The sequence below is a fragment of the Shewanella sp. VK101 genome, assembly GCF_056497865.1.
Genome location: NZ_CM151402.1, coordinates 4,301,037 through 4,325,780, shown reverse-complemented (window position 1 = coordinate 4,325,780; position 24,744 = coordinate 4,301,037). Strand labels below are relative to the sequence as shown.

The window sequence follows — 24,744 nt, the reverse complement described above, 5'->3', positions numbered from 1 at the left end:
AAGCGAATCCCGAAAGCGGAAAATGTCCATTGTGAACATCTGCGTCAGGGCACAGCTTCAGTGCTGAAGGCGCCACACAAGAGTGAGCTGTGACTTAAATCAGCCAAGGTGGACAAATGTCCTTAACTTGAGCTTTGCCATCTGCTTACATGGGCGCAAAACACAATAATGCAAGGAATAGATGATGGATATTGCCGCTTGGTTTGATATCAACAATACCCTGGTGAACATTCCCATTGGCAGTGGCTATGCCATGTCATGGATTGAAGCCGTGGGCACAGTATTTGGTTTGCTCTGTATCTGGTTCGCCAGCCAGGAAAAAACGATTAACTATCTGTTTGGATTGGTTAATGTAACTCTGTTTGCGATTATTTTTTATCAAATACAGCTCTACGGCATCTTGCTGCTGCAGCTGTTTTTCTTCTGCGCCAATCTCTATGGCTGGTATGCCTGGACCCGGCCGGATCAGCAAACCGGCGACACCCTCAAGGTGCGTTGGCTGTCGAAGCAGAAACTGGCCTTTACCGCGGCGGTTTCAGTGCTGGGCATCGGCCTGATGACTGTCTATATCGACCCGGTATTTGCTCTCTTTGCCCAGGTCAGTGTCGATACGCTCAACCTGTTTGGTGCCGGGCTGGCCCAGCCTGTGCTGGAGCCGGATGCTTTCCCCTTCTGGGATTCAGTGATGACAGTGCTGTCTGTGGTGGCGCAAATTCTGATGACCCGAAAATATGTCGAGAACTGGATCCTCTGGGTACTTATCAATGTGGTCAGCGTCGGCATCTATGCCGCCCAGGGGGTTTATGCCCTGTCGATTGAATACATTATCCTGTTGTTTATTGCCGCCAATGGCACCCGTCAGTGGATGCGTACCGCCAAAGACAATGGCAGCCGTCCGGCGGAGGCTTGCTGATGAGTGCCGATAAACAGCCGCATATCTGTCTGTCTCCGGCGCAGGTGAGTGAGCAGGTGATCCTCTGCGGTGAACCACAAAGGGTCAATCGGATTGCCGCGCTGTTGGACGATGGCCGGTTGCTGGCAGAGAACCGCGAGTTTCGCAGCATGGGCGGATTTTACCAAGGCGTGGCTGTCACTGTTTGCAGTACAGGGATAGGCGCACCATCGGCGATTATCGCCCTGGAAGAGTTGTATCAGTGTGGCGCCCGCCGTGTCATTAGGGTCGGCTCCGCCGGCGCGCTGCAACCGCAGATAGCCTTGGGCGAATTGATTCTGGCGGAGGCCGCAGTGCGCGATGACGGTGGCTCCGGCTGTTATGCGCCGCCCGGTTATCCGGCGCTGGCGAGTCGGCAGCTTATCAATGCCATGGCGGCTTATTTGCAGCGCCGCGATTGCCGCTTCCACTCCGGCATAGTGCGTTCACACGACAGTTTTTACCGGGATGATGAGCTGGAGATTTGCCGTCATTGGCATCGACTCGGAGTCTTGGGGGCTGACATGGAAACAGCCGCGCTGCTGACGCTTGGCCGCCTGAGAGGCCTGGAAGTGGCTGCGGTGCTCAATAATGTGGTCTTGTATGGTGAAGATGTGCAACAGGGCATCAACCAGTATGTCGACGCCGATAGCGCCATGATGCAGGGGGAGAAGTTGGCGTCTTTGGCGGCGCTGGAGGCGCTCTGCTGTTGAAGTTTGTGCCCGTAAGGCTGATGGGCTAGCATGAGCCATCATCTTTACGGGATCTTGTTGTTATGCAGCTGCAACCATACAGCACCGGGCGTTTCAGTGCGCATCTTAAGCAGTCTCACCAGGCGTTTTGCGACGCCATGCTCGAGTGCTGTGGCCAGAGCCAATTGCTGCAGGCCGGTGAAGATCTCTTGTCTCAGGGGCGGGAGTTGACCCATATGTGCCTGGTGCCCGAAGGCCGGGTGTCGATGAATATCTGCGCCGTCAACGGTCGCAGGTTTCAATTGGGGGAGCTGGATTGCGACTGGCACCTTTTCGGTGAGATGGAGTTCTTTACCGCCACCAGTTGTCAGTGGAGTGTGGTGGCCGAAGAGCCGATGGAAATCCGCCAGTTATGCCTGAAGAAAGTCAGGCAGATGCTGCTGCAACAACCCGAATTTACCCTCTTTTTTGCCAGCGCCCTGGCCTGGGATTATCAGGACTCGCTGGACATCTACACCAATAGGCTCTTGCACCCCATCAGCTATAACATCGCTTTCGATCTGCTCAGGCGTCAACACGAAGAGGTGATGCTGGGTTCCTGTGGCAGCCCGGATCAGGAGGCGGAACGATTCGGCACCTCTGGCCGGGTCTATCGCAGGGCGGTAAAAGAGCTTATCGACAAGGGCCTGGTCATAAAACAGGGCGCCTTGCTGAAAATTGCCAACCTGCAGGCATTGCAGGATTTTGTCGATAAGGCTTAATAGCCAACTCATTGATCTCATATTTAATTCAGCCAGCGGACAGGCGCCGGGTTTTAGACTAGGCTTAGGCATTAATTTGTGCAAAGGCTTAGGCATCCGCGAGTAGGTTTAGCGAGAAGATTAAGGAGCAAAAATGAGTTTCGGGACAGTTTCACAGACAGGGCTTTTACTGGCGTTGGTCGCCGCGGCGACGCTCAGTGGCTGCGGGCAGCAGACACTGGATAACAGCCAGGATGTTGCCGCCGCATTGGCTACAGGTGGTGGTTCAACCTCGCCCCAGGCAACAGAGCGGGAACTGCCGACATTTGATTGCAACGCCTTGGGCGAGCGGGCTTCCAGCATAGAGATGCTTATTTGTCAGGAGCCAGAGCTTGCCAAGCTGGATCAGCAGCTGGCCGAAGTTTATGCCAAGGCCAGTGACAAGGCGGTCAATGAACAGCCACCCCTGCTCAAGGCCGAGCAGCGCGGCTGGATCAAGGGCCGCAACGAATGTTGGAAGAGTGAAGACAAGCTGCAATGTACCAGGGATTCATATCAAAGACGGATAGTGGAGTTGCAGGCCCGTTATCATTTGGTGGCGTCTAGCGGCCCGGTATTCTTTGCCTGTGACGGCAACCCGGCCAATGAGTTGGTGACCACTTTCTTCGAGACAGAGCCGGCAACCATGATTGCCGAGCGCGGCGACAGAAGCATTTTGATGTTCAGTGTGCCAAGCGGCAGCGGCGCCAAGTATCAGGGCGGTGACTACAGCTTCTGGGAGCATCAGGGCGAGGCCAGGGTGACCTGGGGTTATGGCGCCGAGGAGATGCTTTGCAAGCCCACAACCCAAGACGATAAGTAAACCACAGACCCAAAAACGCCCGCAATCGCGGGCGTTTTACTGCAAGTGGCCTTCTAATCCAACAGTACTTTTACGACTACCTTGCGGACAGCAACGGCTTTGGCCAGCGTACCCGGCATATGCATGTCTCCGGGGAAGAAGATGGCAAACATGCCGGCCTTCAAAGGGATAAATGCCGCGGCTTCGCGGTTGGATTGATAATCAAACTCGGCATAGTCGTGCGCCTCATGATAGGGGCGACTGGGCGTTTGGGCTCCCAGCGGCAGGTAGCCAAACTCCTCTTCACCACTGACCACATACTGCACGTCCAGATAGCGTCTATGTACCTCGAATGGCTCGGTTTCTCTGGGCTTGGTGTGGTAATCGTTGATTATGGCAAACAGCTTTTTACCATCCAGTTCATAGCTGCCGGGGGCCAGTTGGCTGAAATCTGTTGCGGCCAGATAATCCAGGGCAGCCTGAATACGCGGGCCCAGCACTCGGTAATGGCCACGGTTGGCCAGAGTATCCACTATCATTTTGTATCTTCTGGGGAAAGGGGTTGGCTCAGTATAATAGCATTCCTGCTGGAAGTTTGATCTCTTTGAGAAGCTGCAGGCGCCTGACAGGCGCTTGAGTTGCCAAGCGGCCGATATCAGGGGGGATCAGCGCCAAAAAGCACAAGGGCCAGCGATATCGCCGGCCCCCATGTTTCCCTGCAAATATGTTTCCCTGCAAATGTGTTTTCCGGTAAATCAGTAGCTGTATCTGGCTTCGAGGAAGTAGTAACCGCCGTTGAAACCAAAAGGTGTGTTGGTCAATGGATAGACGAAGATCCCGTTGAAGTTGTTGTCGTCCGGGCGTTTTTCCGGATAGGTATCGAACAGGTTCTGCACCCCGGCGGTGAAGCTCAGGTTATCTGTGGCCGCATAGGTCAGCGACAGATCCACGGTGAACTTACCGTCGTACTCCACGTCTTCACGTGAGTAACCTATGGTGTAGGGGCCGAAGTAACTCAGGCGCAGGTTGGTCTTGAAGTCGCCCAGGCTGTGGGTCAGCCCCAGGTTACCTGTGTTCTTCGGATTGGCCTTGGTCATCCGGGTCTGCTCTATACGGTCAAACAGCTGATCTTCCAGGCCATCCAGAAGGTTTGGCAGATGGATATCGCGGATTTCCGTGTCGTTATAGGCATAGGCCAGGCTGGCGCGCAGATCGCCGTAGCTGCCGAGATCAAAGTCCTGGGTCACCACCAGATCCACACCTCGGGTGCGGCTATCTACGGCATTGATAAAGAAGCGTGCCGACTCGGCGTTGGTACCGGCCAGTGCATCTGCCACCACCTGGGAGTCGGCCGGTGTCAGTGAGCTGGAGAGCACGATTCTGTCATCTATGCTGATCTGATAGGCATCCAGAGTCACCGCCAGACCGGAATCATTGGTGTACACCAATCCCAGGCTGAAGGACTCTGACAACTCGGGTTGCAGCTTGCCTACCTGCAGCGCCTGGGTCACGGAAGACAGGTTGTTGAAGGTGCCCGACTCGGTCGGTACCAGCTGGCCTGTCACGGGATCCGGGTTGAACAGGGTCGAGATATTGGTGAAGTACAACTGCTGCACGCTGGGTGCGCGAAAGCCTGTGTTGGCAGTGGCTCTGAGTGCCAGGTTGTCGGTCAGATCGTATCTGGCGGCCAGCTTCCAACTGGTGTTGTCACCAAAGTCGGAATAGTCTTCATAGCGCACCGCGGCGGCCCAGTAGAAGTCGTCGGTCAGTTGGTTTTCCACCTCGAGATAGATACCTATGTTGTCTCTATCCTCATCTACCGCCGATTCTGGGGTAAAGCCGCCAAAGCCTTGGCTGCCGCCGGCCTTGTTCTGATAACCGCCATTGATATAAGAGGCTTGCTCTCCGGCTTCCACCTGATAAGCGTTCTGGCGCCAGGCTGTGCCTACAGCGACCAGGAGCTCTGAGTCATTGTAAAAGTCGAAGTAACGTGAGGCATCCAGAGTCAGGTTCCACTCTTCGGTGGACAGGGTACCTGCGTTGAATTCGGTTTGACTGCCGGGGCCCAAAGAGGCGTTGAGTGTGTTCTCAACCCGGTACTTAAAGCGGTTCTTGCCGTATCCGGCCGAGGCATCCAACTGCCACTCGCCCAGGTTAAATTCATAACCCAGCAGCAGAGACTGATCTGTGATCTTGGGCGTTATCTGCGGCAGGAAACCATCGGGATAGATTTCGGCAACATTGCGGCTATCCAGTGGACGGCGGAAGAAGGCGCCGGAGCGGGTCTCGCGCTGGCTCAAGCCACCGAAGGCGTACAGTTTGCTGTCATTGGCAAACTCCTGAGCGGCATTGAGAAACAACCCCAGGTTGTCATATTCGGCGTCACCCACATGGTGATTCTTGCGGTTAACGGTTTCTTCGCGGGGATCCGGGCTGCCATCGGCCAGCAATGGATATTGCTGACGCGGATCCAAACCGGCGCGATTGGTGCTGTTCTTGTGATGTGCTTCCAGCGACAGATTCACAAAGCCAGTGTCACCTATGCTGAGGCCGTGGTTGAGGCCGACACGCCATTGCTCGCCATCACCCTGATAGGTTTGACCGGCTTGGGCCGATACCATGCCACCTTCACTGTTGTCTTTGAGTACTACGTTGATCACCCCGGCGATGGCGTCAGAGCCATACTGGGCCGAAGCGCCATCACGGAGAATTTCGATGCGTTTGATGGCCGTCATAGGGATGGCATTCAAGTCGACGTTGGACGAGCCCTTGCCCACGGTACCAGAGAGGTGGACCAGTGCCGAGCCATGACGGCGTTTACCATTAACCAGCACCAGGGTATGGTCCGGTGACAGGCCGCGCAGACTGGCGGGACGCACGGCATCTGAGCCATCGGTGACCGAGGAGAAGGGGAAACTGTAGCTAGGTGCGGCAAACTGCAGCGCCTTGGCGGTTTCCGTCATGCCAGTGGCTTCAAGTTGTTCGGCCGTAATGATATCGACCGGTGCCACGCTGTCGGTGGCGGTCCGCAGGGCGATACGTGAACCTATGACGGAGATGGTTTCGATACTGGGCTGCTCTTCGGCAGCAAAGACGGCAGGAACAGTCAGTTGACTCGCCACTGCTAGTGAAATAAGAGCTAAGCGCATACGACCTCTTGAATGATTCAAAACTGCATTTTTATTGCGCGGATAGTAGCATTGTTACAATTGATGCATTTAGACGTAAAAGTGATAACTCAGAGCGCAGCGTTCTAGAAACATTTAGTTTTTTGGATAGAAACCTTTACCTGGCCTTGGCTATCCGGGGTTTTGGCTGTTTGGGTTATATAAGGGCGATATTGGGTTTGTTTGGGGTTTAATTGGCTGTTTTGCTTTTATTTATACAGTTGCTTTTGAGTTAACAGCCTATTTATGACTATCTCGACTTTCAAATCTGCCTTACGAGCGTTTTCTTGGATGTTTGAACTTGAGTCGTCCCGGTCGTTTTTCGGAGCCGCCGGGAGGAGAGGGGGAACACTCTGGCAGTGCAAAAGCCAGGCACACTTGAGTCAAACTTGGCTGCCGTGCAAGGCTGCGGTATCTTGCCTGTGACTTTTGCGGCTCAGGGAGTGACTTTTTGGCTAACTTGCGATTTCTTGCCGGTACAGATGCCTATCAGACATTGATGGAACAGGGATTAAAGCCTGAGCATTTTACTCAACTACTGGCGGCGTCCGGTGGTCCCAAATGGCTGGGGATTGCCGGGCTCGACAAATACCTGTTTGGCGAGTTTTTCAAACAGAGGCAGACACCGCTTTACACTCTTGGCGCTTCATCCGGAGCCTGGCGTTTGGCCTGTCTGGCTCAGGCAGATCCGCTGGCGGCTTATCAAAGGTTGGAACAACTTTACATAGGCCAGTGCTATGAAACCCGTCCGAGCCGGGAAGAGGTCAGCCGCCAGGTCCGCGGTATAGTCAGCGGGATTTTAGGCTCAAGCGGCACCGAAGAGATCCTCAAACAGCCGCATATTCGCAGTCACATAGTGGTGTGCCGCGCCCGTCACTTGAACCGGGCCGGCAGCAAGTTGGCGCTGGCGGCAGGCCTGGGCGCTACCGCCATGACCAACCTTGTCAGTCGCCGCACCTTGGGGTGGCACTTTGAGCGTCTGGTATTTGCCTCTGCCATAGAGGATTCCCCCTTCGCTCAGTTGAAAGATCTCCCGGGAGACAGCGCCTTGCTCAGCAGTGACAATATCGAAGCCGTATTGCTGGCTACAGGTTCTATTCCACTGCTGCTGTCACCGGTAACCGAAATCAGCGGTGTGACCAGCGGGCACTTCTATGATGGCGGCATCACTGATTACCACTTCGACCTGCCGCTGTCACGGGCGCCGGGGTTGACCCTGTATCCGCATTTTTATCCCCATATGGCGCCGGGATGGTTCGATAAATCCCTGCCATGGCGCCGGGCCAAGCGCCGTTATCATAATGCTTTGGTGTTGGCTCCCACCGAGGAATTTGTCGCTTCGTTGCCCTATGGCAAAATTCCGGATCGCAAGGACTTTGAAACCTTGGATAGCGCCAGTCGTACTCAATATTGGCGCCGCGCCGCCGATATGAGTAACAGATTGGCTGATGAATTTGCCGAGGTATTTCTCGGTGGCAGGATAGCCCAAAGGCTGGAGCCTCTGTAAGCAAGCTTGCAACAAAACCCACTCAACGCCTGTCTAATTCATTAGCAGACCTAAGGACTAGCCCAAATTGCCAATGGATGAAATTTCAGCAACTGCTAGACTTTAAAGCGAATGTTGAACCTCAGGTTCGCTTTCGGTTACTCACTCCCCGAGGGGAAGGAGGTTGCTATGCATACACAGGAAATGGCGTTACTGACCTATGATGCCTTGTTGTTGCCAGGTGGACGGCTTGAGATCAGGATCCTTGACCCCATCACCCTGAGCATGGTGGCCGATGTCCTGAAGGGGAAATATCCGCTGGCTTTCGGAATGCGTAACAGCGTTGCCATGCCGCCCAGTTTCCCCATTGCCACTCGCTGCGAGCTCATCGACTTCAATCAGTTGGAAGATGACTCGCTGAGTATCACCCTGGAAGGCAAGCAAAGGGTCAAAGTCCTGTCCGCCAAACAGGAAAAAGATGGCCGCTGGCTGGCCGAGGTCATGGATTGTCCCAACTGGGCCGAGGAGCCTATTCGGGGCGAGTTCACCCTTATCAGCGCGGCGCTGGAGCAGTTTTATGAGGTCAACCCGGACTTGCGCGGGCTCTACTCATCAGAAGTGCATCTGGATGATGCCGCTTGGGTTAGCCAGCGTTGGTTGGAAGTTTTGCCCTTATACAACAAGGACAAACAGCTGTTGTTGAATCAACCTGATTGCCACAAGACCATGGACTTTGTGCTCAAGTTGATTAAGTCCCATGTTCAGCAGCAGCTTTGAGTGTACCTGCCTCGAATAATTTAAGGTAGATAGAGTAGAATGGCGGCCCTGAGTCGCCATTTTTATTTTGCCGGAAGAGTTATGAGCCAAACAGACAGAGCCGCACAGCCCTCCTATGTAGTCTTGCCAAGGGATGTGACCGATAAAGCCACTGTTTTGGCCTTTCTTATCGACCATTTCAGGCGCATCGATGCCGATGTCTGGCGTGAACGGGTCGCTGCCGGCAAGGTACACTGGCAAAATGGTGAGCCTATCCAGGCCGATACTCCTTATCGGCCTACCGCCAGGGTCTATTATTACCGTGAAGTCCCCAAAGAAACCCGGATCCCTTTTGAAGAGCGGATCCTGTTTCAGGACGAGCACAGCATTCTGGTGTTCAAACCGCACTTTTTGCCTGTGACTCCCAGCGGCAACTATGTCAACGAGTGCCTGGTGCACAGGTTAAGGCGCCGCACCGGAATAGAAACCATAGCGCCGGCGCACAGGCTGGACAGAGAAACGGCCGGAGTCATGCTGATGTCCACCGATCCCGAAACCCGGCATGCTTATCATGCTCTGTTCCGTGAAGGCCAGATACGTAAGGACTACCAGGCGCTGGCGCGGCTGACTCCTGAGCTTCAGGCTGGATTGGCAACTGGCGAACTTAGCCTGCCGCTGCACTGGACAGTGAAAAATCGCCTCATCAAGGGCGAGCCCAGTTTTATCATGCGCTTGGCAGAGGGTGAGGCCAACAGTCACTCGGAAATCAGTCTCATCGCCGTTAATGGCGATATGGGGCTGTTCAGTCTAAGTCCAATTACCGGCAAGACTCACCAACTCAGGCTGCATATGCAGAGTCTTGGAATGCCACTGCTGAACGACAGGTTTTACCCCGAACTGCAACCCAGGAGCGAAGATAACTTCAATAAGCCCCTCAAGCTGATGGCTTGTCGCTTGCGCTTTATCGATCCCATCAGTGGCAAACAGCAGGATATAAAAGTGGATGGTTTTGAAACTGAATTAACTGATACAGTTTGATACTTTTGGAAATAAAAAGAAGGATATTGTTTATGGGTGATTAAGTATATTTCATAGTTTTATTTTAAATATAATTAATTATGAGTTGATCTGAATAATAAAGTGGCAGACTCTCTTTTTTCGTCAAAATATTGGCGGTTTTGTTTTTTTTGGTTATATAATCTCCACCGCTTAAAAATAGATTCTAATTGATTCGTACAAACTTCGCCAAGGATGTTTTCATCTTTCATTGGCGGGCTTGTCGTTGCCGAGATTTATATGTCCATTACCAGAGCCGATATCAGTGTTGAGGCACAGGCCATCCCCTGTTGGATTGGCTTTCGAAATACAGAAAGTTATAGCACTGATTTTGAGGTGTTTAATGATGTTAGTGATTTCTTGGCTGCCGGTCTTGATTATGAAGTCATCTGCCTGAACCTGCCGGCTGAAGCTCAGGACCAAGCGCTGATTCAGCTGAGATGCCAGCCATCAAGCTTTATGGCCATGATCAAAGTGATAACGCCAAGCCCTCTCTCTGAATATCTGGCCAATGGTTTATTTCAGCCTGACTTCAAGCAAGAGTTGGTAAATTATTGGCAAAGGAAGAGCTTAATTAAATTACCCAGCCAGGATGATGTCAGTTATCGGCTGTTGAGTTTTATGTGGTTATTTCCTGAATATCGTTTACAACCAGTGGCTACGCCGGAAAAGCCACATCTTTATGAGTATCCACTGCTGCAGCTATTGACGGGGTCAGCAAAGGCAAGCCAACTGCTGTTGGATAAATTATTGAACCGGCATTGGCTGGCACCCACCAAGCTGAAGGACAGAGTCAGGCTATGCAGCAAGTGCCACTCAGGGCACCTCAACTATATCGATCTCTGTCCCCAGTGCCGCAGCATAGAAATTGATATGCAGACCAGTTTGCACTGTTTTAACTGTGGTCATGTGGATAGTCAGCAAGCCTTCAGTCGCAGTGGCGGACTCAGTTGCCCTAACTGTTTGCAGCGGCTGCGGCATATAGGTGTCGACTATGACAGACCAATAGAAAACCAACACTGCAATAGCTGTAATAGCCTGTTTTTGGAGGCCAAGGTCGAGGCAGTTTGTCTGCACTGTGGTCATGGACATCAACCGGACGAGCTAACCATACGTCGCATCTCTGACTTTGAACTGGCGGAGCAGGGAAGGGAACTGGTGCGCCATGGCGTTCAGCAGCAACTGTTTGCCGCGCTTGGCGAACAGATGAGCCGGGCTCACTTCCTCTGGTTACTGCAGTGGCACAATCAGTTGGCACTGCGTCATGGTCATGAGCACCTGTTGTTGGTATTGGATCTGGAGGCGTTGGCGCCGGATCTGGCCGGCAGCGGAGAAGCCCGCGCCCTGACTCTGCTCGATGCACTCAAGCAGCGCTTGTTGAGCCTGGTTCGGGTGACCGATGCCTGCAGCAGCCATGATGACCAAGGCGTCTTGTTACTATTGCCTTACACTGGCGAGTCACAGTTACCGGCATTGAAGCAAAAACTACAGCGGCTCAATGACAGCGTGCCAGAGGGAGAGTTGAGGTTAAGGCTCAAGGCGGTCAGCCTGCCGGATCAACAACTTGGTGCCGAAGTTGAATCCTGGTTAGCCAGCCGTCTGCAGCAGGCCGAGGTATTGGACGGTGAGTGAGTTCAATACCCTGGCTTTTATGAGCCTGGATATTTGGCACAACCTGGCGACAGACGTCAGCTTGTTTCTCTGGCTGGTGCCGATGATTTTTCTCTACGAAATGCCATTGATGCTGATAGTGGTCTCAGGCGTCATCGGCTGGCATTGGCAAACGTTCCGCCGCCCCAAGGTTGAGAAGGCTTATCGACCCAAGGTCAGTTGCATCATTACTTGCTATGCCGAGAAAGAAGCGGTGCGGCAAACCATAGCCACCTTGGCCTAACAGGACTACCCGGGGGAGATGGAGATCATTGCCGTGGTTGACGGCGCGGTGCAAAACGCCGAAACCTTCGAGGTCGCCAAGGCAGCAGCGGCACAATGCCGCCGCCCGGGGCGGGAGATTATCGTGCTGCCCAAGTGGCAACGTGGTGGCCGGGTTTCGACTCTGAATGCCGGTTTGGCCAGGGCCAGCGGCGAGCTGGTAATGAATGCCGATGCCGACACTTCGTTCGACAATGATATGGTTTCCCAAATCGTGCCGCTGTTCGCCGATCCCAACGTGCCGGCAGTCGGTGGCTCTTTGCGGGTGCGCAATGTCGATGATTCGCTGTGGACCCGGATGCAGGCGATTGAATATTTGATCTCCATGCAAGGCGGCAAGACCGGTCTTGGGCATTGGAATCTGCTCAACAATATCTCAGGAGCATTCGGCGCTTTTCGCCGTGACTTGCTGGTCAAAATCGGCGGCTGGGATACCCATACCGCCGAGGATCTGGATCTGACGCTGAGATTCAAACAGTACTTCGGCCGTCATCCCAATTGGCGCATTCCCTTTGCCACGCTGGCCATAGGGCATACCGATGCCCCCATGGATCTCAAGACGCTTGTCTGGCAAAGATTACGTTGGGATGGCGACCTTTTGTTTCTCTACTTTCGCAAGCACTGGCCGGCCTTTACCCCTGGGCTTCTGGGGGGCGCCACCTTCGCCTTTACTCTGGTCTACGGCTTCTTGCAAAACGTGCTGATGCCCTTTGTCATCCTGCTCTACAGCTTAGGGATAGCACTGGCGTACCCCTGGCAGTTTTTGACAATCATTGCCCTGACCATCTACCTGGGATATTTGGGATTCTTGCTGTTCTTCTATCTGCTGGTACTGGTAGCGATTTCCGAGCGGCCACGTCAGGACCTGAAGCTGCTGCTCTGGTTGCCGCTTTATCCCTTCTACGCCTTGTTTATGCGCAGTATCTGCTTGTTTGCCTTGCTTAATGAAATGGTCAGACGCTCACATGAAGAGAGTTCCATGGCTCCCTGGTGGGTGCTGAAACGCGGGAGAAAATTTTAGTGAAAGTGACTTATCAAGCGGCTGCCAAGGCGCAACAACCCACCCGGGATCAAGGTTTAAAGGTGGACTATGCCCCGGCAAAACGGGGCGGAATGAAATGGCGTTGGTATCTGCTGCTATTGCTGGTTATCGCCCCTGTGGTCTTGCTGCTTTGGGTGTTGCTGCGCCCCAGCCTGTTTGTGCTGGCACCGGGAATACTGACCTCTGAGCCGCTGGAGATGCGGGCAATGCAGAAGGGCCGATTGCTGGAGCTTTCGGTACAACCCGGGAGTAGGGTCGATGCCGGTCAGGCGCTCGGGCGCATAGCCGATGCCGGTCTGGACGCCAGCATTGACGAGTTACAGCGCCAGTTGGCCGAGCTGACACCGCCATCGCTGGAGCAGGACCTGGCTATTCTGGGGCAACTGGAACAACGGGTGCTGGTGGCCGAGCAGGGGGTAAAGCGTCAGGATGAACTATTGTCGCAGCTCGAGTCATTTCGTAAGCAGGGGGTGGTTCCCACTGCAGATATGGCGGCGGTGATGCAGGCCCATACCAGTGCCAGAATGGCGCTGGAGCAGGCCAGGGCCGAGCTGTTGCAGCAAAGGCAGTTGCAGCAGCAGGAGCGGGAGGCGGGGGTGATAGCCCAGAGTCGCAACAGCCTGCTGCTAAAGCTTGCTGAGCTGCAGGCCAAACGCCAGCAGTTGACCATACAGGCGCCGTTTGCCGGCCGGGTAGCCGATGTTTTGGTGCAGCAGGGGGAAACCATAGCCGAGCAGCAGCCTATGCTTTGGCTGTCGGGGCGGGCACAGCCTGTGGTGGTCTGTTATCTGGCGCCCAAGTATCTCAACTATGTTGCTCAGGGACAGCAGGCCAGCGTCAAACTCCCCAATGGAACCCGGATCCGCGCCGAAATTAAAGAACCGACCGAATTGGTGGGCAAGGTGCCCAAGCAGCTGTCCGGTCCTTTCGATGGTGACAAACCGGCACTCAAGGTCACGCTTGCTTTGCATCAGAGCCTGCCTTTGGCGATTGAGGGCGTTCCGGTGGAAGTGAGTTTCGATCGTTTCTGAGAAAAAAGGCTTTCCCGACAAAAATTGGCGTGCGTGACGGGAAAGCGGGCAAAAAGTATGGCGGAGAAGTCACATTGTTCTTTGCCAAAGAGTTGCCCGGAGTGACTTGGGAGATGCTCCGGGACGGTTGCACGGTTTACTGTGGCACTTTGCTTTGGGCCAGCGCCTGATACTTAGCGGCAAAGCGCAACAGATAGTCGGCTATATCCGGGTCATCCCAGTCCAGATAGCCACGGATAAAGCCGACTAAGTTACCATTGGGATCAAACACATAAGTTGCCGGTACCACATTGGCCGGCATGATCTTCTCTATCTCTTTCTTGCTGTCTATCCAGCTGTCATCCAACTTGAGCTCATGCTTGGCCAGAAAAGGGGCCACAGCAGCCGGATCTTCATCTATCGACAGCGGCACTATCTGAATACTGCTGCCCTGCAGTTTACTGCGCAGCTTGGCCAGTGCCGGCATTTCACGCAGGCAGGGCGGGCACCAGCTGGCCCACAGATTCAGCAGCACCAAACGTCCTTGATATTCAGCCAAGGTTTTGGGATTACCCTGCAGATCGGCAAAGGTCACCTTTGCCACCTTTCTGGCGTGCTGCATTTCAACAAATTCACGCATAATCATAGGCTTGTTTGGCACAGGTTCACCTGTGTGATAAGCCTTATGCTGCATTATGCCCCCTTGGGCCGATAGCGGCAGCAACAGGGCAAGACATAGAAGCAAATAAGATCTCAAGATGGATTCTCCTGATCGTGAGGGGATTGATTGTTGCTGCGGCCGAAAAACAGCAACACGCCGGGGAGCACCAGCAGCAAGAGTACTGGCCCCAACCACAGCAGCGCCGTACCTGCGTTCAGCGTGGGTTGATAACGGATCTGCTCGCCATAGCGTTCCACCATAAAGTCGAGTATCTGTTCCCGGCTCTTGCCCTGCTGCAGCATCAGATAGATCTGCGCCTTGAGCTCGCTGGCAATGGCGGTTTCCGACTCAAACAGGTTTTGGTTGGTGGCCATGGGGCAGCGAAGTTCCTTGGAAATATCTATGCTGAGACGGGCAATATCCATGTCGGTCGCCTGGGCTTCGGCGCAACTCAAGCTGAGCCATAATCCAAGCAGCATTAGCTTAATCATGTTGAAGTCTCCCTGAGGCGGTTAATAAATCGGTTTGCAGCAGGCGTCGTCGGCTTCCGAGGGCCAGCAGGCCGCCAATGGCCATCAAACCACCGCCGAGCCAGATCCAACTCACCAGCGGCTTGATGCTGAGACGTACCAGAAACTCTTCATCACTCAGTTGGGTGCCCATGGAGACATAGAGATCGCCAAAGGCCCCGCGATAGATGGCGGCCTGGGACAGCGACATGCCGTTGGAGTTGAATTCCTGACGCTCCGGATAGAGGTAAGTAAGCAGTTGCTCATTGCGCTCAACCCGAATTACGGCCTGTTCACCGCGGTAGGCTGGCTTGTCCAGCAAACGGGTCTGCTCATAGATAAAGGTGTAGTCGCCCAGAATACTGCCTTGGCCCGGGCCCATACGCAGCAGAGAGTGCTGCTCGAAACAACTGACTCCGGTAGCACCCATGATGCTGACAAGAAGGCCGGTGTGGGCCAGCAACATGGGAATATTGCGGCGCTTACCGGCAATCTGGCCCAGCGGCAATAGATAAAGCAGCAGGGTGCAGAGCAGAAAGAGGCTCATTGCACCGCCCGCCAGTAGCCAAGGGTCGAGGCTGCCCTCGAAAAACAGCGCCAGAGCGGTCGCAGCTATAGTGACCAGCGCCAGCAGTCCCAGGCGCCTCGGCGCCATATGGGGCAGGGTGCTTAGCGCCAGGGGCAAGAGCAGCAGCGCCAACATGGGCACAAACAGAGTATTGAAGTAGGGCGCCCCTACCGACAGGCTTCCCAGGCCAAGTGCCTGATAGAAAAGCGGGTAAAGGGTACCCAGCAGGGTCGTCAGCGCCATGGTCAGCAAGATCAGGCTGCCGAGCAACAGCTGACCGTCCCGGCCAAGTGGTGCCAGCTTGCCCGGTTGCCAGTGATGGCGACATCTGAGGCCAAACAGGCTGAAACCGGCGCCTCCGTAGAGCAGCAACAGCAATAGAATGATCACCCCGCGTTCGGGATCGGCAGCAAAGGCATGCACAGACTGAATAATGCCGGAGCGCACAATAAAAGTGCCCAGCAGGCACAGGCTGAAGCCCAGCAACACCAGCGCCAGGGCCGAGAGCTGTGCCAAAGGGTTGTGGTTTTTGATCAACAGGCAGTGCAGCGCGCCTGTGGTCACCAGCCAGGGAATAAAGGCGGCATTTTCCACCGGATCCCAGAACCACCAACCACCCCAGCCCAGCTCGTTATAGGCCCACCAGGATCCGAGGGCATTACCCGCGGTGAGAAACACCCAGGTCAGCAGCAGATGGCGCTTGAGCTTGCCAAGGCGGGCGGCGCTGAACTTGTGGCTGACAAGCAATGCCAGCGCGATACAAAAACAGATCCCAAGGCCTGCATAGCCAAGAAACAGCAGTGGCGGATGCAGGATAAGGCCTATGTCCTGCAACATAGGGCTGAGATCGCGTCCTTCTATCGGCACTTCCGGTAGCAGGCGGGCAAAGGGATTGGCGTACAGCAACATAAAAAAGACAAAGCCACAGAGAATCGCCGAACAGCTGCCGTGCAACATCAACAGATAGTTCTGATCTTGCGAGCGCTTCGGCAACCCCAGCCAGGCCCATAGCGCCATTACTGTCATCCAAAACAGCAAAGAACCTTCATGGCTGCCCCAAACTGCGGCCACTTTATAAAACAGCGGCAGGGCCGAATTGGAGTTGTTGGCCACATAAGCCACAGAGAAGTCGTTGAGGATAAACGCCAATGCCAGCAGGAGTATGGCGCCTGTCAGTCCCAGCGCTTGCCCCAGCAGCAGTGGCCGCAGTGGCCATTCGATACCTGGGTTGCGATATTTGAGCAGCGCAAGCAAGGCGCCAAACAAGGCACAACTACCGCCCAGGATCAGCAGGAAGTGTCCCAATTCGGGCAACATGGTGATGGAAAACATGGCCGCTCTCTTGTTATGCCGGGACTTCCCGGAAATGGATCTATGGCACTGAGACTAGGGTTATTCCCCCTTTGGCTCTGTGATCTGTCACGCCTTTATCAGCCTATGTTTGCCGGTGCGGTATTTTTCAATTTTCAGCCGGAGTTTTGAGGTTTTTTGAGAAATAAAACGCTCAAAAAAGAACTGAATAGTTCTGTTGTTCAAGATTAAAGTCACTGTTTTTAAAGGTAAATGTAAGGTGTTGCTTTCTTGAGTTCTCAAGCGGGGGCGAGCTGTGCTCTGGCGCAGATTTTTGTCCTTGTACATATGAAGAATGAGTCGTGACCGGTCAAGCCGGCAATAACAAGTTCGTTTGTGAAATAACCGACGACAAATTCAGGAGTATATGATGAGACGATGGCAACAAAGGACAACACTCAGCATGTTGTTTTGTTTAACTGCCGTCAGCGGGGCTGGTGCGCTCGCGGCAGATAAACCAGGTCACGGCAATAAGCAGATGGGAGAGTCGGCACAGAAGGTGATCGCCAATCCCAACGGCATGGAAAAGGTAAACGGCGTCAAGACGCTGCAGGACTATATCGTTCAGGAAAAAGAGCTGTTCGACTACCTGTTCCAGAATCACCCTGTGTTCAAGTATCAGGAGCAGGGCAAGTTAATTGGTATGTACAAGGTCAGTGACCGCGGTGAAGAGTACATGGACCAAGGTAACGGCCAGAAGTACAGCAAACGGGTGGGACGCCCCTCTGCGGTGCAGTATCGTTTGGCGGCCAAGTCTATTCTCGACTTCCCCAATAAGTTTGTTGGCCCTGAGAAGTGCGGTGAGTGTCACGCGGTGCAGTATGAGAAGTGGCAGCGCTCGCGTCACGCCAAGACCATACGTTTCCCCGGTGAACACCCGGAAGTGGACAATGATCTGAAGAAAAAGCTGTATGGCTCTGATGCTTCCGTATTGCCGGACGGCATAACTCCGGATGCTATCTACGCCACAGTCGGTACTCCAAGAACCAAGTATGGCTATATCGACAGCTTCCTGGTGCGTGGTTCCTACCATATTGAAGGCGGTCTGCTGAAAGACGGTACAGGTACCATGGTTGCCGGTGGTAACCAGTTCTCCCGTGGTTGGGCCGAATGGTTGACCCCGGAAATGGCCAAGAAGATCCAGAAGGTTATCCCTGACTTCCCCACCAAGATGGAAGACTTCGGCGCCAGTGGTTCTCACCAGTGGGGTATGACTTCCTACGGTGCCAAGTACAAGAAGGAGTTCCTGTTCCAGCCTGCCAGTTCCTACTGCGAGGTTTGCCACAGCTTCAAGTTTGACTTCAAGAACAAGCAGGAATACCTGGATGCTCTTGGCGATCCCAAGAAGCTGCAGGAACACACCATCAGCCGTGGTATCGCTTGTGAAGAGTGTCACGGCGCCGGTGGTCACCTCGATGGTGGTAACGGTGGCGGCATGCCTTCCAACTGTGAACGTTGTCACCAGCGTTTCAACTATATCGATGAGCTGGCCGAGACAGAGCAAGGCAAAGAAAAGCTGGAATATGCCTTCAACGTCAAGATGAAGTCTGCCTGTCCTTCCTGTGGTACCGAAGGTTCACAGATGTTCATGTCTTCTCACTATGACAAGGGCATGCGCTGTTCTACCTGTCACGATCCACACGAAGTCACCAGCAATGACTGGAAATCAGGTTATACCAAGCCTGCCATCAAGAAAGACTGTGTTGACTGTCACCAGGTTCAGGCCGAAATGGCAGCCAATACAGGTACCCACGCCAAGAACAGCTGTACCAGCTGTCACATGCCCAACATGGGCAGCTGTGAGAACTTCACCGCGATTCAGTATCCGGATATGGCCGGTTTCGACGCAGTGCGTAAGTCTCACCTGTGGAAGATTGATGTCAGCCCGGATCGCAAGACCCTTAACCCACCCGAAGGTCAACCTCGCAAGTCCACCACCAAAGGTTGGACTGTGGCCAAGGATGAGAATGGTCACGGCTATCTCGACCTGATGTGGACCTGTGCCCGTACCTCTATCTCTGACCACGATGTGGTTGAGCGTAAAGGTTGTCACAGCCAGTTCCAGTCTGAGCTGAGCAAGGGCCTGCACTTCAAGGATCAGAAAGAGATCTACGGCAAGGTCATGAAGTGGCAGACACCTGTTAAAGACAGCCTGGCGAAAGTGGAAGAAGCGCTCAAGCGTGTTGATCGCAAAGTCGCCAAGAACAAGCTGTCTATTGAAGACAAGACTCAGGTACTGCTGCTGACCGACAAGGCCCGCGACATAGTTGAGTTTATTCGTAAAGACGGTTCCTGGGGTGTTCACGCTCCCCGTTACGCAGTCAAGCGTATGGATGCAGCTGTCACTTATGTGACTCAGGCTGAAGCCATCGCCGACGGCAAAGGCACCAAGACAGCCTCGCTGTAATTAGGCAACTCAGGCTCCGGGCGCTCGTCCGGAGCCTTTAATGGAGGATAAAGATGCGAGTCCGACTCTCATTGAAACAGGCGCTGAAACAGTCCTTGCTGCCACTGGCATTTATGGTTGCGACACCGGCGGTGTTGGCCGGCGGTGGCGGGGATCTGGTTCCTGCCCCTTACCACGAAGAGATACTCAACCAGATCTCCATGCGTGAGGCCGAGATGCTGCTCAGCCAGCCCGGAGTGATCTTCTATGACGTCAACACTCTGGAGATATGGGGGGATGGCTTCATTCCCGGCGCCATCTACTTCAACGTCAATAACTGGAAGACATTGTTGCCGGAAAACAAGGACACCACCATGGTGTTTTACTGTGCCAACCGCCTCTGCACCGCCAGCAATGTGGCTGCCAGAGAGGTGATGAAACTGGGTTATACCGATGTCAGGCAGATGCCGGATGGTATCTATGGCTGGCGCATCTCGGGACGGCCGATTGAGCGTCCTTGAAAATAGATTATTTGGGCATTGAATTTAGAAATTGCAGGATGAAAACCATGAAATTACAAAAACTTGCTACTACTATTTCCCTCTCGCTTTGTCTGAGCCTGCCCGCGCTGGCGGCCGACTTGAAGACAGAGACAGACAAGACCTCCTACGCCCTGGGTGCCTCAGTGGGCAACTATATTTCGGGCCAGGTTTACCAACAGCTGGAGCTGGGCGCCGAAGTCAATATGGAGCTGCTGATCACCGGCTTTACCGATGCTCTTAAAGACAAGCAGCAACTGACAGATGAACAGATCCTGGATCTGCTCAACCAAAGAGCCATCGCCCTCAACGAAGAAAGAGAGGCGCGTTTCGACAAACTGGCCGAGGAAAACCTTAAGGCGGGCGAAGCTTTCCTGGCCGAGAACAAGAAAAAGTCCGGCGTTAAGGTTACCGACAGTGGCCTGCAGTACGAAGTGCTGAGCATGGGCAAGGGCAAGAAGCCAAACCCGGAAGATGTGGTAACAGTCAATTATGTCGGCAAGCTCATCGACGGCACTGTGTTTGAAGACAGCAACAAAAACAAGGCCGCCGGCCGTTTCGCGCTGATGACAGTGATCCCCGGTTGGGAAGAAGGCCTGAGACTGATGCCTGAAGGGTCCAAGTTCCGTTTTGTGATCCCTGCCAAGCTGGCCTATGGCGAGCAGGCGCCCGGGGTGATCCCGCCGCAGGCCACTCTGGTGTTTGAAGTCGAGCTGGTCAAGGTCGAAAAGCCGGGTAAAGACAGCAAGCACCCAATGCCTGGCCACGGTTGACAGGAGGCACTATGGCTAATCCGCTCTGGTTGGGACTGGCCCTGCTGAGCCTGGCATTTATGAGCCTGTTTGCCCTCTATCAGTGGCAAACCTGCCGCGGGGACAGAGTTCTTCCTGCCCTGTGGCACTGGAGTCTGCTGCCGCTGCTGATCATAGGCCTGAGTCTTGGGACTTACTCCTATACCGGCCGCTACCAGGATTGGCAGTCGGCCGAGGCCGACGACAGCATAGACTACCTGCTGCCCGCCGAAATTGTCCGGCTCAGACGCGCCAGTGCCGAGGCGCCACAAGACAGTGCCCTGATGCAACAGCTGGCCCAGGCCTATGTGCGCGGCGGCATGTATCTGGATGCGGTGGCTACCCTGAAGCAGCAGTTGCAGCTTCAGGGCAAGAGCGCCGCCTTACTGGGGCAGTTGGCCGAAGCCGCCTATTACCGAGATCAACGCCAGTGGTTGCCGGAATCCCAGGATTGGGTCGAACAGGCCCTGGCGCTGGATAGTGCCGATCCCGGCACCCGGCTGCTGCTGGCCAATGATGCCTTCCTCAACCAAAGATATGCCGAGGCCATAGGCCACTGGCAACTGCTGCTGGACAGCAACAATACGCAACTGGATCGTGAGGCGTTGCAATATGCCATTGCCAACGCCCGCAGCCGACTCGAGTGATTTTTCAACCCTCGCCAAATGGGTTGTCCCTGCAAGGCCCCGGCGAGGCGTTGAATCTATTGATTGGAGAGAAAGATGAAAAAGACACTGCTGGCCATCGCCATTCCCATCCTGCTGCTGGGGCTGCCCGGATGCACACCGGCGCAGAGCCATAATCATGAATATCACGCCCAGCACCTGAAACAGCATGACAGGTGCCATATGTGCGGCATGATGATCACCAAATACCCTGGGCCCAAGGGGCAACTTATGCTCAAAGACAGTGATGCCGTGCCCAAGTTCTGCTCCAGCCGCGACATGTTCAGCTTTGCGCTGCAACCGGAAAATCAACGCCGTATTGCCGCTATGTTTGTTCATGACATGGGCACTACCGACTGGGAGCAGCCTGACGACAACGCCTTTATCGATGCCACCAAGGCCTGGTATGTCTATGGCACCAGCAAGAAGGGAGTGATGGGGCCTGCCGTTGCACCGTTTTCAACCAAGGAAGCGGCGCAGGCTTTCGCCGAAGCCTGGGGTGGCCGGGTACTGGCCTATGAAGAGGTCACCCTGGAACTGCTGGAAGGAGCCAACTGAGACTGATGTTACGCACCCTGCTGGCGCTGATGCTGCTCTCTTTTGGCTGCTTTGGCAGCCAAAACCCACTGCAGGCACGCATAGATGCACTGAGTGAAGGCGAGGTGCTGACTCTCTCTGCCGCCGAGTATTTGGGGCCGCTGGTGATCGACAAGGCTATCGCCATTGTCGGTGAGCCCGGCACCATAATCGATGCCGGTGGTAAAGGCAGCGCCGTGACTATCAAGGCCGCCGGCGTGCGCCTGCAGGGGCTTGAGATACGTAACTGGGGCGGCGATCTTTATGAACATGATTCCGGGGTGCGTCTGCTGCCGGGCGCCGATGATGTCCGCCTGCTGCAGCTTGAGCTGTCGGGGCCTGGATTTGGCATTCATGGCGAGCAGCTCAAACGCCCGGAAGTGGAATACTGCCACATAAGCGGTGACGACAGACGTTATCTGCTGGACAGAGGTGACGGCATCTTTCTCAAATATGTTGAGGCCCCCGAGCTGCACCACAATCAGATAGCTTCGGTGCGCGACGGTATCTATCTGGAAAACGTCGACGCCAGTCGGGTCAGCCACAATCAATTCAGCCGCCAGCAATATGGCATTCACTATATGTATACCCGCAATGACAGCGCCTGGAACAACAGCGCCAAGTGGCTACAGGGCGGCTATGCGCTGATGAGCTCCAAGGGGATCACCCTGGAACACAATCAAGTCAGCGCCGCAATCGATTTTGGTATCTTGCTCAATGTGACTCAGCAGAGCGAGGTGCACCATAACAGGGTGGCGACTATTCACAACCCCAAGGGCGATCCCGCCATCGCCAGTGAAGGCAAGGGGCTGTTTATCTATGGCGCCGCCGATAACCGTATCAGCCATAACCATTTCGGTAACAGCGATACCGGTATCAGTGTTGCCCTGGGCGGTGAGGGCAATAGTCTGTGGCGCAACAACATAGAAAATAATCAGACTCAGGTGCGCTATGTCGGCAGTAAATCGCAGGAGTGGAGCCTTCTGGGACAGGGCAACTATTGGAGCAGCTATCAGGGCTGGGATCTCGATGGTGATGGCATAGGCGATACCCCCTATCTGCCCAACGATGCCCTGGACAGGCTGTTTTGGCTTTACCCCGAGGCCAGATGGTTGATGGATAGCCCTGTGGTGCTCTTGCTGCGCTGGCTGCAGCGCCAACTGGCACTAGCCGAGGATATAGGTATTCGCGACAGTTTTCCTTTGCTGCAGCCCATTGATATTACGCTGAAACAAGAGATGAAAACCAATTCGCAACAGAGTGACGAGGAGACCCACTATGCCCAGCATTGATTGTCGGCAATTGGCCTATGTCCGTGGCGACAGGCCTGTGCTGGAGGATATCAGCTTGCAGCTGCCCCAGGGTAAGTTGCTGGCATTGCTGGGCCATAATGGTGCCGGCAAATCGACCCTGATCAAACTGCTGCTGGGGCTGCTGAAACCCGCCGGTGGCGAGCTGAAGATTCTCGGCAAGGCTGCAGGTGAAAGCCCAATGCAGGTGGGTTATCTGCCGGAGAACGTCAGCTTCTACGACAATATGCCCTTGGGCGAACTGTTGAATTACTTCGCCGGGCTCAAGGGCATAGGTGCGGCCAGAGTCAAAGAGCTGCTGGTTGAGTTTGAACTGGATGGCTTGGTAAAACGCAGGTTGGGACAGTGTTCCAAGGGCCAGAGACAGCGACTTGGGTTGGCGCAGGCGCTACTGAGCCGCCCCAGATTACTGTTGCTCGATGAACCGACAGTGGGCCTGGACCCCTCGGCCTCGGCGCTCATGTATGCCCAATTGGCGGCGCTGAAACAGCAAGGTTGCACCATAGTGGTTTGCACCCATGAACTGGCTTTGGTTGAGCCGCATCTTGACTTGGCGCTCATGCTGGCAAATGGCCGGATGCGGGCGCTGGGAAGCCTGGATAACCTGAGGCAAGAGGCTGACTTACCACAGGAAATCCAGTTGCCATCTCGGCTGGACCTCAGTGGCGATCCCGTGCTGGGGCCGAGCTTTTCCGCTGGCCGGTTGAAACTGGCTAAGGCCAGCGTGCCGGAGGCGATAGCCATACTGACGGAGCAATACCGCTGCTTTGACTTTCAGTTGCCTCCGGCATCCCTCGGTGAACTGTTTCATCATTTTATGGCACCGCTTGACTCAAATCGCCGGAATGTCGCGGCTAAAAGATTCGGGGAGGCCGCCTGATGCAACTGGTCAGAGAAAATGAAGCATTGACATCCCAACGGCCTAATCCGTTATTTATCGTTGCCGCCAAGGAGTTCAAAGATTGCCTGCGGAGCCGCTGGCTGCAAACGGCTTGCTGTTTGTTTGCCCTGTTGGCGGCTGCGGTTATTTTCGGCGCAGGGGCCTTAGGCGGTGAGTTTCGTTGGCAGGCGCTGCCGCAGTTGTTCAACTCTCTTTTAACCTTAAGTGTCTTCCTGGTACCGCTGCTGGCGCTGCTATTGAGTTTCGATGCCGTGGTGGGGGAGGCCGAAGCTGGCACCCTGTTATTGCTATTGACCTACCCCTTGAGCCGCAGTCAGTGGCTGGCCGGTAAACTGATGGGGCAGGGCGGCGCCCTGCTGCTGGCTTTGCTGCTGGGGTTTGGCTTGCCTTTGGGGTTACTGCCGGTATTGGCTCAGGAATATCGTAGCGTCGAGTTGCCCGCGGCCCTTGCCCTCTTGCTGGCCAGCGCCTGGTTGCTCGGGTTGGTGTTTATGCTTTTAGGCTACTGGGTCAGCATGCAGGTCAAACAGAAGGCTCAGGCACTGGCGCTGCTGATGCTGCTTTGGCTGCTGCTGGTGCTGCTCTATGATCTGGCCTTGCTGGTATTGGCCGTGGTTGCGGCCGATACCCTTGGGCAGCCGGGATTGCAGTGGCTGATGTTGCTGAACCCGGCCAGTGTGTTTCGCTTACTCAATCAAAGTTTTCTGGGCTTGGCCAGTGGTGTGCCGACCTGGCCCTGGTTACTGGGAATACTCTTTGGCTGGCTGTTGTTGTTATCTTGGCTGTGCCGCTACAGTTTTCAGCGCCGGCCGCTGTGAATCTGCTATTGGAGTTT

The 24,744-nt window shown here is 54.6% G+C and carries 23 protein-coding genes and 1 pseudogene; 19 read left to right on the top strand and 5 right to left on the bottom strand.

Annotation, left to right across the window (positions count from 1 at the left end):
* Positions 1-181: 181 nt before the first annotated feature.
* The 4 genes from pnuC (at position 182) to ACSHSR_RS19275 (ending at position 3,225) form a co-directional block, all read left to right on the top strand.
* Complete coding sequence (gene pnuC / locus ACSHSR_RS19290) at positions 182-913, top strand: nicotinamide riboside transporter PnuC (RefSeq protein ID WP_269149838.1); 732 nt, start codon at positions 182-184, stop codon at positions 911-913.
* Complete coding sequence (locus ACSHSR_RS19285) at positions 913-1,644, top strand: nucleoside phosphorylase (protein WP_071237093.1); 732 nt, start codon at positions 913-915, stop codon at positions 1,642-1,644. The genes pnuC and ACSHSR_RS19285 overlap by 1 nt, the downstream gene beginning before the upstream one ends.
* 62 nt (positions 1,645-1,706) lie before the next feature.
* Positions 1,707-2,384, top strand: a complete 678-nt coding sequence (locus ACSHSR_RS19280; RefSeq protein ID WP_025009282.1) for a Crp/Fnr family transcriptional regulator — start codon at positions 1,707-1,709, stop codon at positions 2,382-2,384.
* A 133-nt stretch (positions 2,385-2,517) separates the two neighbouring features.
* Positions 2,518-3,225 carry an MliC family protein gene (locus ACSHSR_RS19275; protein ID WP_025009283.1) on the top strand — a complete coding sequence of 236 codons (708 nt, stop codon included), beginning with the start codon at positions 2,518-2,520 and terminating at the stop codon, positions 3,223-3,225.
* Between the two features lie 53 nt (positions 3,226-3,278).
* On the opposite strand, the gene ACSHSR_RS19270 is transcribed toward ACSHSR_RS19275, so the two are convergent.
* Both ACSHSR_RS19270 and ACSHSR_RS19265 read right to left on the bottom strand, forming a co-directional pair.
* Positions 3,279-3,743 carry a NanQ anomerase/TabA/YiaL family protein gene (locus tag ACSHSR_RS19270; protein WP_028779610.1) on the bottom strand — a complete coding sequence of 155 codons (465 nt, stop codon included), beginning with the start codon at positions 3,741-3,743 and terminating at the stop codon, positions 3,279-3,281.
* A gap of 216 nt (positions 3,744-3,959) precedes the next feature.
* The gene (locus tag ACSHSR_RS19265; RefSeq protein ID WP_479631049.1) at positions 3,960-6,353 is read right to left on the bottom strand and encodes a TonB-dependent receptor plug domain-containing protein; all 2,394 of its coding nucleotides are present in this window, start codon (positions 6,351-6,353) and stop codon (positions 3,960-3,962) included.
* Between the two features lie 469 nt (positions 6,354-6,822).
* Here ACSHSR_RS19265 and ACSHSR_RS19260 point away from each other — a divergent pair, with 469 nt between their 5' ends.
* The 7 genes and pseudogenes from ACSHSR_RS19260 (at position 6,823) to ACSHSR_RS19230 (ending at position 13,674) form a co-directional block, all read left to right on the top strand.
* Positions 6,823-7,878: an alpha/beta hydrolase gene (locus ACSHSR_RS19260; RefSeq protein ID WP_479631048.1), complete on the top strand. Its 1,056-nt coding sequence runs from the start codon at positions 6,823-6,825 to the stop codon at positions 7,876-7,878.
* A gap of 168 nt (positions 7,879-8,046) precedes the next feature.
* Positions 8,047-8,634, top strand: a complete 588-nt coding sequence (locus ACSHSR_RS19255) for an LON peptidase substrate-binding domain-containing protein (RefSeq protein ID WP_025009287.1) — start codon at positions 8,047-8,049, stop codon at positions 8,632-8,634.
* A gap of 81 nt (positions 8,635-8,715) precedes the next feature.
* A complete protein-coding gene (locus ACSHSR_RS19250; protein WP_129979423.1) occupies positions 8,716-9,651 on the top strand; it encodes a pseudouridine synthase in 936 nt (311 codons plus the stop codon).
* 258 nt (positions 9,652-9,909) lie between these two features.
* Positions 9,910-11,301, top strand: a complete 1,392-nt coding sequence (locus tag ACSHSR_RS19245; protein ID WP_144168114.1) for a TackOD1 domain-containing metal-binding protein — start codon at positions 9,910-9,912, stop codon at positions 11,299-11,301.
* Positions 11,294-11,563, top strand: a complete 270-nt coding sequence (locus tag ACSHSR_RS19240; protein WP_261752647.1) for a hypothetical protein — start codon at positions 11,294-11,296, stop codon at positions 11,561-11,563. Before ACSHSR_RS19245 ends, ACSHSR_RS19240 begins: the two co-directional genes overlap by 8 nt.
* A gap of 12 nt (positions 11,564-11,575) precedes the next feature.
* Positions 11,576-12,622 (top strand): annotated as a pseudogene (locus ACSHSR_RS19235) (glycosyltransferase family 2 protein); the annotation flags it as partial.
* A complete protein-coding gene (locus ACSHSR_RS19230; protein WP_335901219.1) occupies positions 12,622-13,674 on the top strand; it encodes an HlyD family secretion protein in 1,053 nt (350 codons plus the stop codon). The pseudogene ACSHSR_RS19235 and the gene ACSHSR_RS19230, both read left to right, overlap by 1 nt.
* A 136-nt stretch (positions 13,675-13,810) precedes the next feature.
* Here ACSHSR_RS19230 and ACSHSR_RS19225 read toward each other — a convergent pair whose 3' ends face one another.
* The 3 genes from ACSHSR_RS19225 to ACSHSR_RS19215 are packed head-to-tail and all read right to left on the bottom strand — an operon-like array spanning position 13,811 to position 16,723.
* Positions 13,811-14,410, bottom strand: coding sequence for a TlpA family protein disulfide reductase (locus ACSHSR_RS19225; RefSeq protein WP_025009291.1), 600 nt, complete (start codon positions 14,408-14,410; stop codon positions 13,811-13,813).
* On the bottom strand, positions 14,407-14,805 hold the full coding sequence (locus ACSHSR_RS19220; RefSeq protein WP_071239156.1) for a cytochrome c-type biogenesis protein: 399 nt from the start codon (positions 14,803-14,805) through the stop codon (positions 14,407-14,409). The genes ACSHSR_RS19225 and ACSHSR_RS19220 overlap by 4 nt, the downstream gene beginning before the upstream one ends.
* Positions 14,798-16,723, bottom strand: coding sequence for a heme lyase CcmF/NrfE family subunit (locus ACSHSR_RS19215; RefSeq protein ID WP_479631047.1), 1,926 nt, complete (start codon positions 16,721-16,723; stop codon positions 14,798-14,800). The genes ACSHSR_RS19220 and ACSHSR_RS19215 overlap by 8 nt, the downstream gene beginning before the upstream one ends.
* Before the next feature lie 388 nt (positions 16,724-17,111).
* On the opposite strand from ACSHSR_RS19215, the gene ACSHSR_RS19210 reads away from it, so the two are divergent.
* From ACSHSR_RS19210 to ACSHSR_RS19175, 8 genes are all read left to right on the top strand, one after another.
* The gene (locus ACSHSR_RS19210; protein WP_025886840.1) at positions 17,112-19,148 is read left to right on the top strand and encodes a multiheme c-type cytochrome; all 2,037 of its coding nucleotides are present in this window, start codon (positions 17,112-17,114) and stop codon (positions 19,146-19,148) included.
* Between the two features lie 113 nt (positions 19,149-19,261).
* A complete protein-coding gene (locus ACSHSR_RS19205) occupies positions 19,262-19,648 on the top strand; it encodes a rhodanese-like domain-containing protein (RefSeq protein WP_223828960.1) in 387 nt (128 codons plus the stop codon).
* Between the two features lie 38 nt (positions 19,649-19,686).
* Positions 19,687-20,439 (top strand): FKBP-type peptidyl-prolyl cis-trans isomerase, encoded by a 753-nt coding sequence (locus ACSHSR_RS19200; protein ID WP_044733604.1) that lies wholly within the window; start codon positions 19,687-19,689, stop codon positions 20,437-20,439.
* Positions 20,440-20,450: 11 nt separating this feature from the next.
* The gene (locus tag ACSHSR_RS19195; RefSeq protein ID WP_107005471.1) at positions 20,451-21,104 is read left to right on the top strand and encodes a nitrite reductase; all 654 of its coding nucleotides are present in this window, start codon (positions 20,451-20,453) and stop codon (positions 21,102-21,104) included.
* A gap of 75 nt (positions 21,105-21,179) precedes the next feature.
* Positions 21,180-21,680, top strand: a complete 501-nt coding sequence (locus ACSHSR_RS19190) for a nitrous oxide reductase accessory protein NosL (RefSeq protein WP_107005472.1) — start codon at positions 21,180-21,182, stop codon at positions 21,678-21,680.
* A 5-nt stretch (positions 21,681-21,685) separates the two neighbouring features.
* Entirely contained in the window at positions 21,686-22,990 is a 1,305-nt protein-coding gene (nosD, locus tag ACSHSR_RS19185; protein ID WP_107005473.1) for a nitrous oxide reductase family maturation protein NosD, read from the top strand.
* Positions 22,977-23,888: an ATP-binding cassette domain-containing protein gene (locus ACSHSR_RS19180; protein WP_025886842.1), complete on the top strand. Its 912-nt coding sequence runs from the start codon at positions 22,977-22,979 to the stop codon at positions 23,886-23,888. The genes nosD and ACSHSR_RS19180 overlap by 14 nt, the downstream gene beginning before the upstream one ends.
* On the top strand, positions 23,888-24,727 hold the full coding sequence (locus ACSHSR_RS19175; RefSeq protein ID WP_107005474.1) for an ABC transporter permease subunit: 840 nt from the start codon (positions 23,888-23,890) through the stop codon (positions 24,725-24,727). Before ACSHSR_RS19180 ends, ACSHSR_RS19175 begins: the two co-directional genes overlap by 1 nt.
* The last annotated feature ends 17 nt before the right edge of the window (positions 24,728-24,744 follow it).

Coding starts and splice junctions, on each gene's coding strand:
- ACSHSR_RS19215 (WP_479631047.1), bottom strand. CDS start 16,723: ATGTTTTCCATCACCATGTTGCCCGAATTGGGACACTTCCTGCTGATC.
- ACSHSR_RS19270 (WP_028779610.1), bottom strand. CDS start 3,743: ATGATAGTGGATACTCTGGCCAACCGTGGCCATTACCGAGTGCTGGGC.
- ACSHSR_RS19285 (WP_071237093.1), top strand. CDS start 913: ATGAGTGCCGATAAACAGCCGCATATCTGTCTGTCTCCGGCGCAGGTG.
- nosD (WP_107005473.1), top strand. CDS start 21,686: ATGTTACGCACCCTGCTGGCGCTGATGCTGCTCTCTTTTGGCTGCTTT.
- ACSHSR_RS19265 (WP_479631049.1), bottom strand. CDS start 6,353: ATGCGCTTAGCTCTTATTTCACTAGCAGTGGCGAGTCAACTGACTGTT.
- ACSHSR_RS19255 (WP_025009287.1), top strand. CDS start 8,047: ATGCATACACAGGAAATGGCGTTACTGACCTATGATGCCTTGTTGTTG.
- ACSHSR_RS19195 (WP_107005471.1), top strand. CDS start 20,451: ATGGCTAATCCGCTCTGGTTGGGACTGGCCCTGCTGAGCCTGGCATTT.
- ACSHSR_RS19220 (WP_071239156.1), bottom strand. CDS start 14,805: ATGATTAAGCTAATGCTGCTTGGATTATGGCTCAGCTTGAGTTGCGCC.
- ACSHSR_RS19275 (WP_025009283.1), top strand. CDS start 2,518: ATGAGTTTCGGGACAGTTTCACAGACAGGGCTTTTACTGGCGTTGGTC.
- ACSHSR_RS19250 (WP_129979423.1), top strand. CDS start 8,716: ATGAGCCAAACAGACAGAGCCGCACAGCCCTCCTATGTAGTCTTGCCA.
- ACSHSR_RS19205 (WP_223828960.1), top strand. CDS start 19,262: ATGGTTGCGACACCGGCGGTGTTGGCCGGCGGTGGCGGGGATCTGGTT.
- pnuC (WP_269149838.1), top strand. CDS start 182: ATGATGGATATTGCCGCTTGGTTTGATATCAACAATACCCTGGTGAAC.
- ACSHSR_RS19200 (WP_044733604.1), top strand. CDS start 19,687: ATGAAAACCATGAAATTACAAAAACTTGCTACTACTATTTCCCTCTCG.
- ACSHSR_RS19190 (WP_107005472.1), top strand. CDS start 21,180: ATGAAAAAGACACTGCTGGCCATCGCCATTCCCATCCTGCTGCTGGGG.
- ACSHSR_RS19245 (WP_144168114.1), top strand. CDS start 9,910: ATGTCCATTACCAGAGCCGATATCAGTGTTGAGGCACAGGCCATCCCC.
- ACSHSR_RS19175 (WP_107005474.1), top strand. CDS start 23,888: ATGCAACTGGTCAGAGAAAATGAAGCATTGACATCCCAACGGCCTAAT.
- ACSHSR_RS19180 (WP_025886842.1), top strand. CDS start 22,977: ATGCCCAGCATTGATTGTCGGCAATTGGCCTATGTCCGTGGCGACAGG.
- ACSHSR_RS19280 (WP_025009282.1), top strand. CDS start 1,707: ATGCAGCTGCAACCATACAGCACCGGGCGTTTCAGTGCGCATCTTAAG.
- ACSHSR_RS19210 (WP_025886840.1), top strand. CDS start 17,112: ATGAGACGATGGCAACAAAGGACAACACTCAGCATGTTGTTTTGTTTA.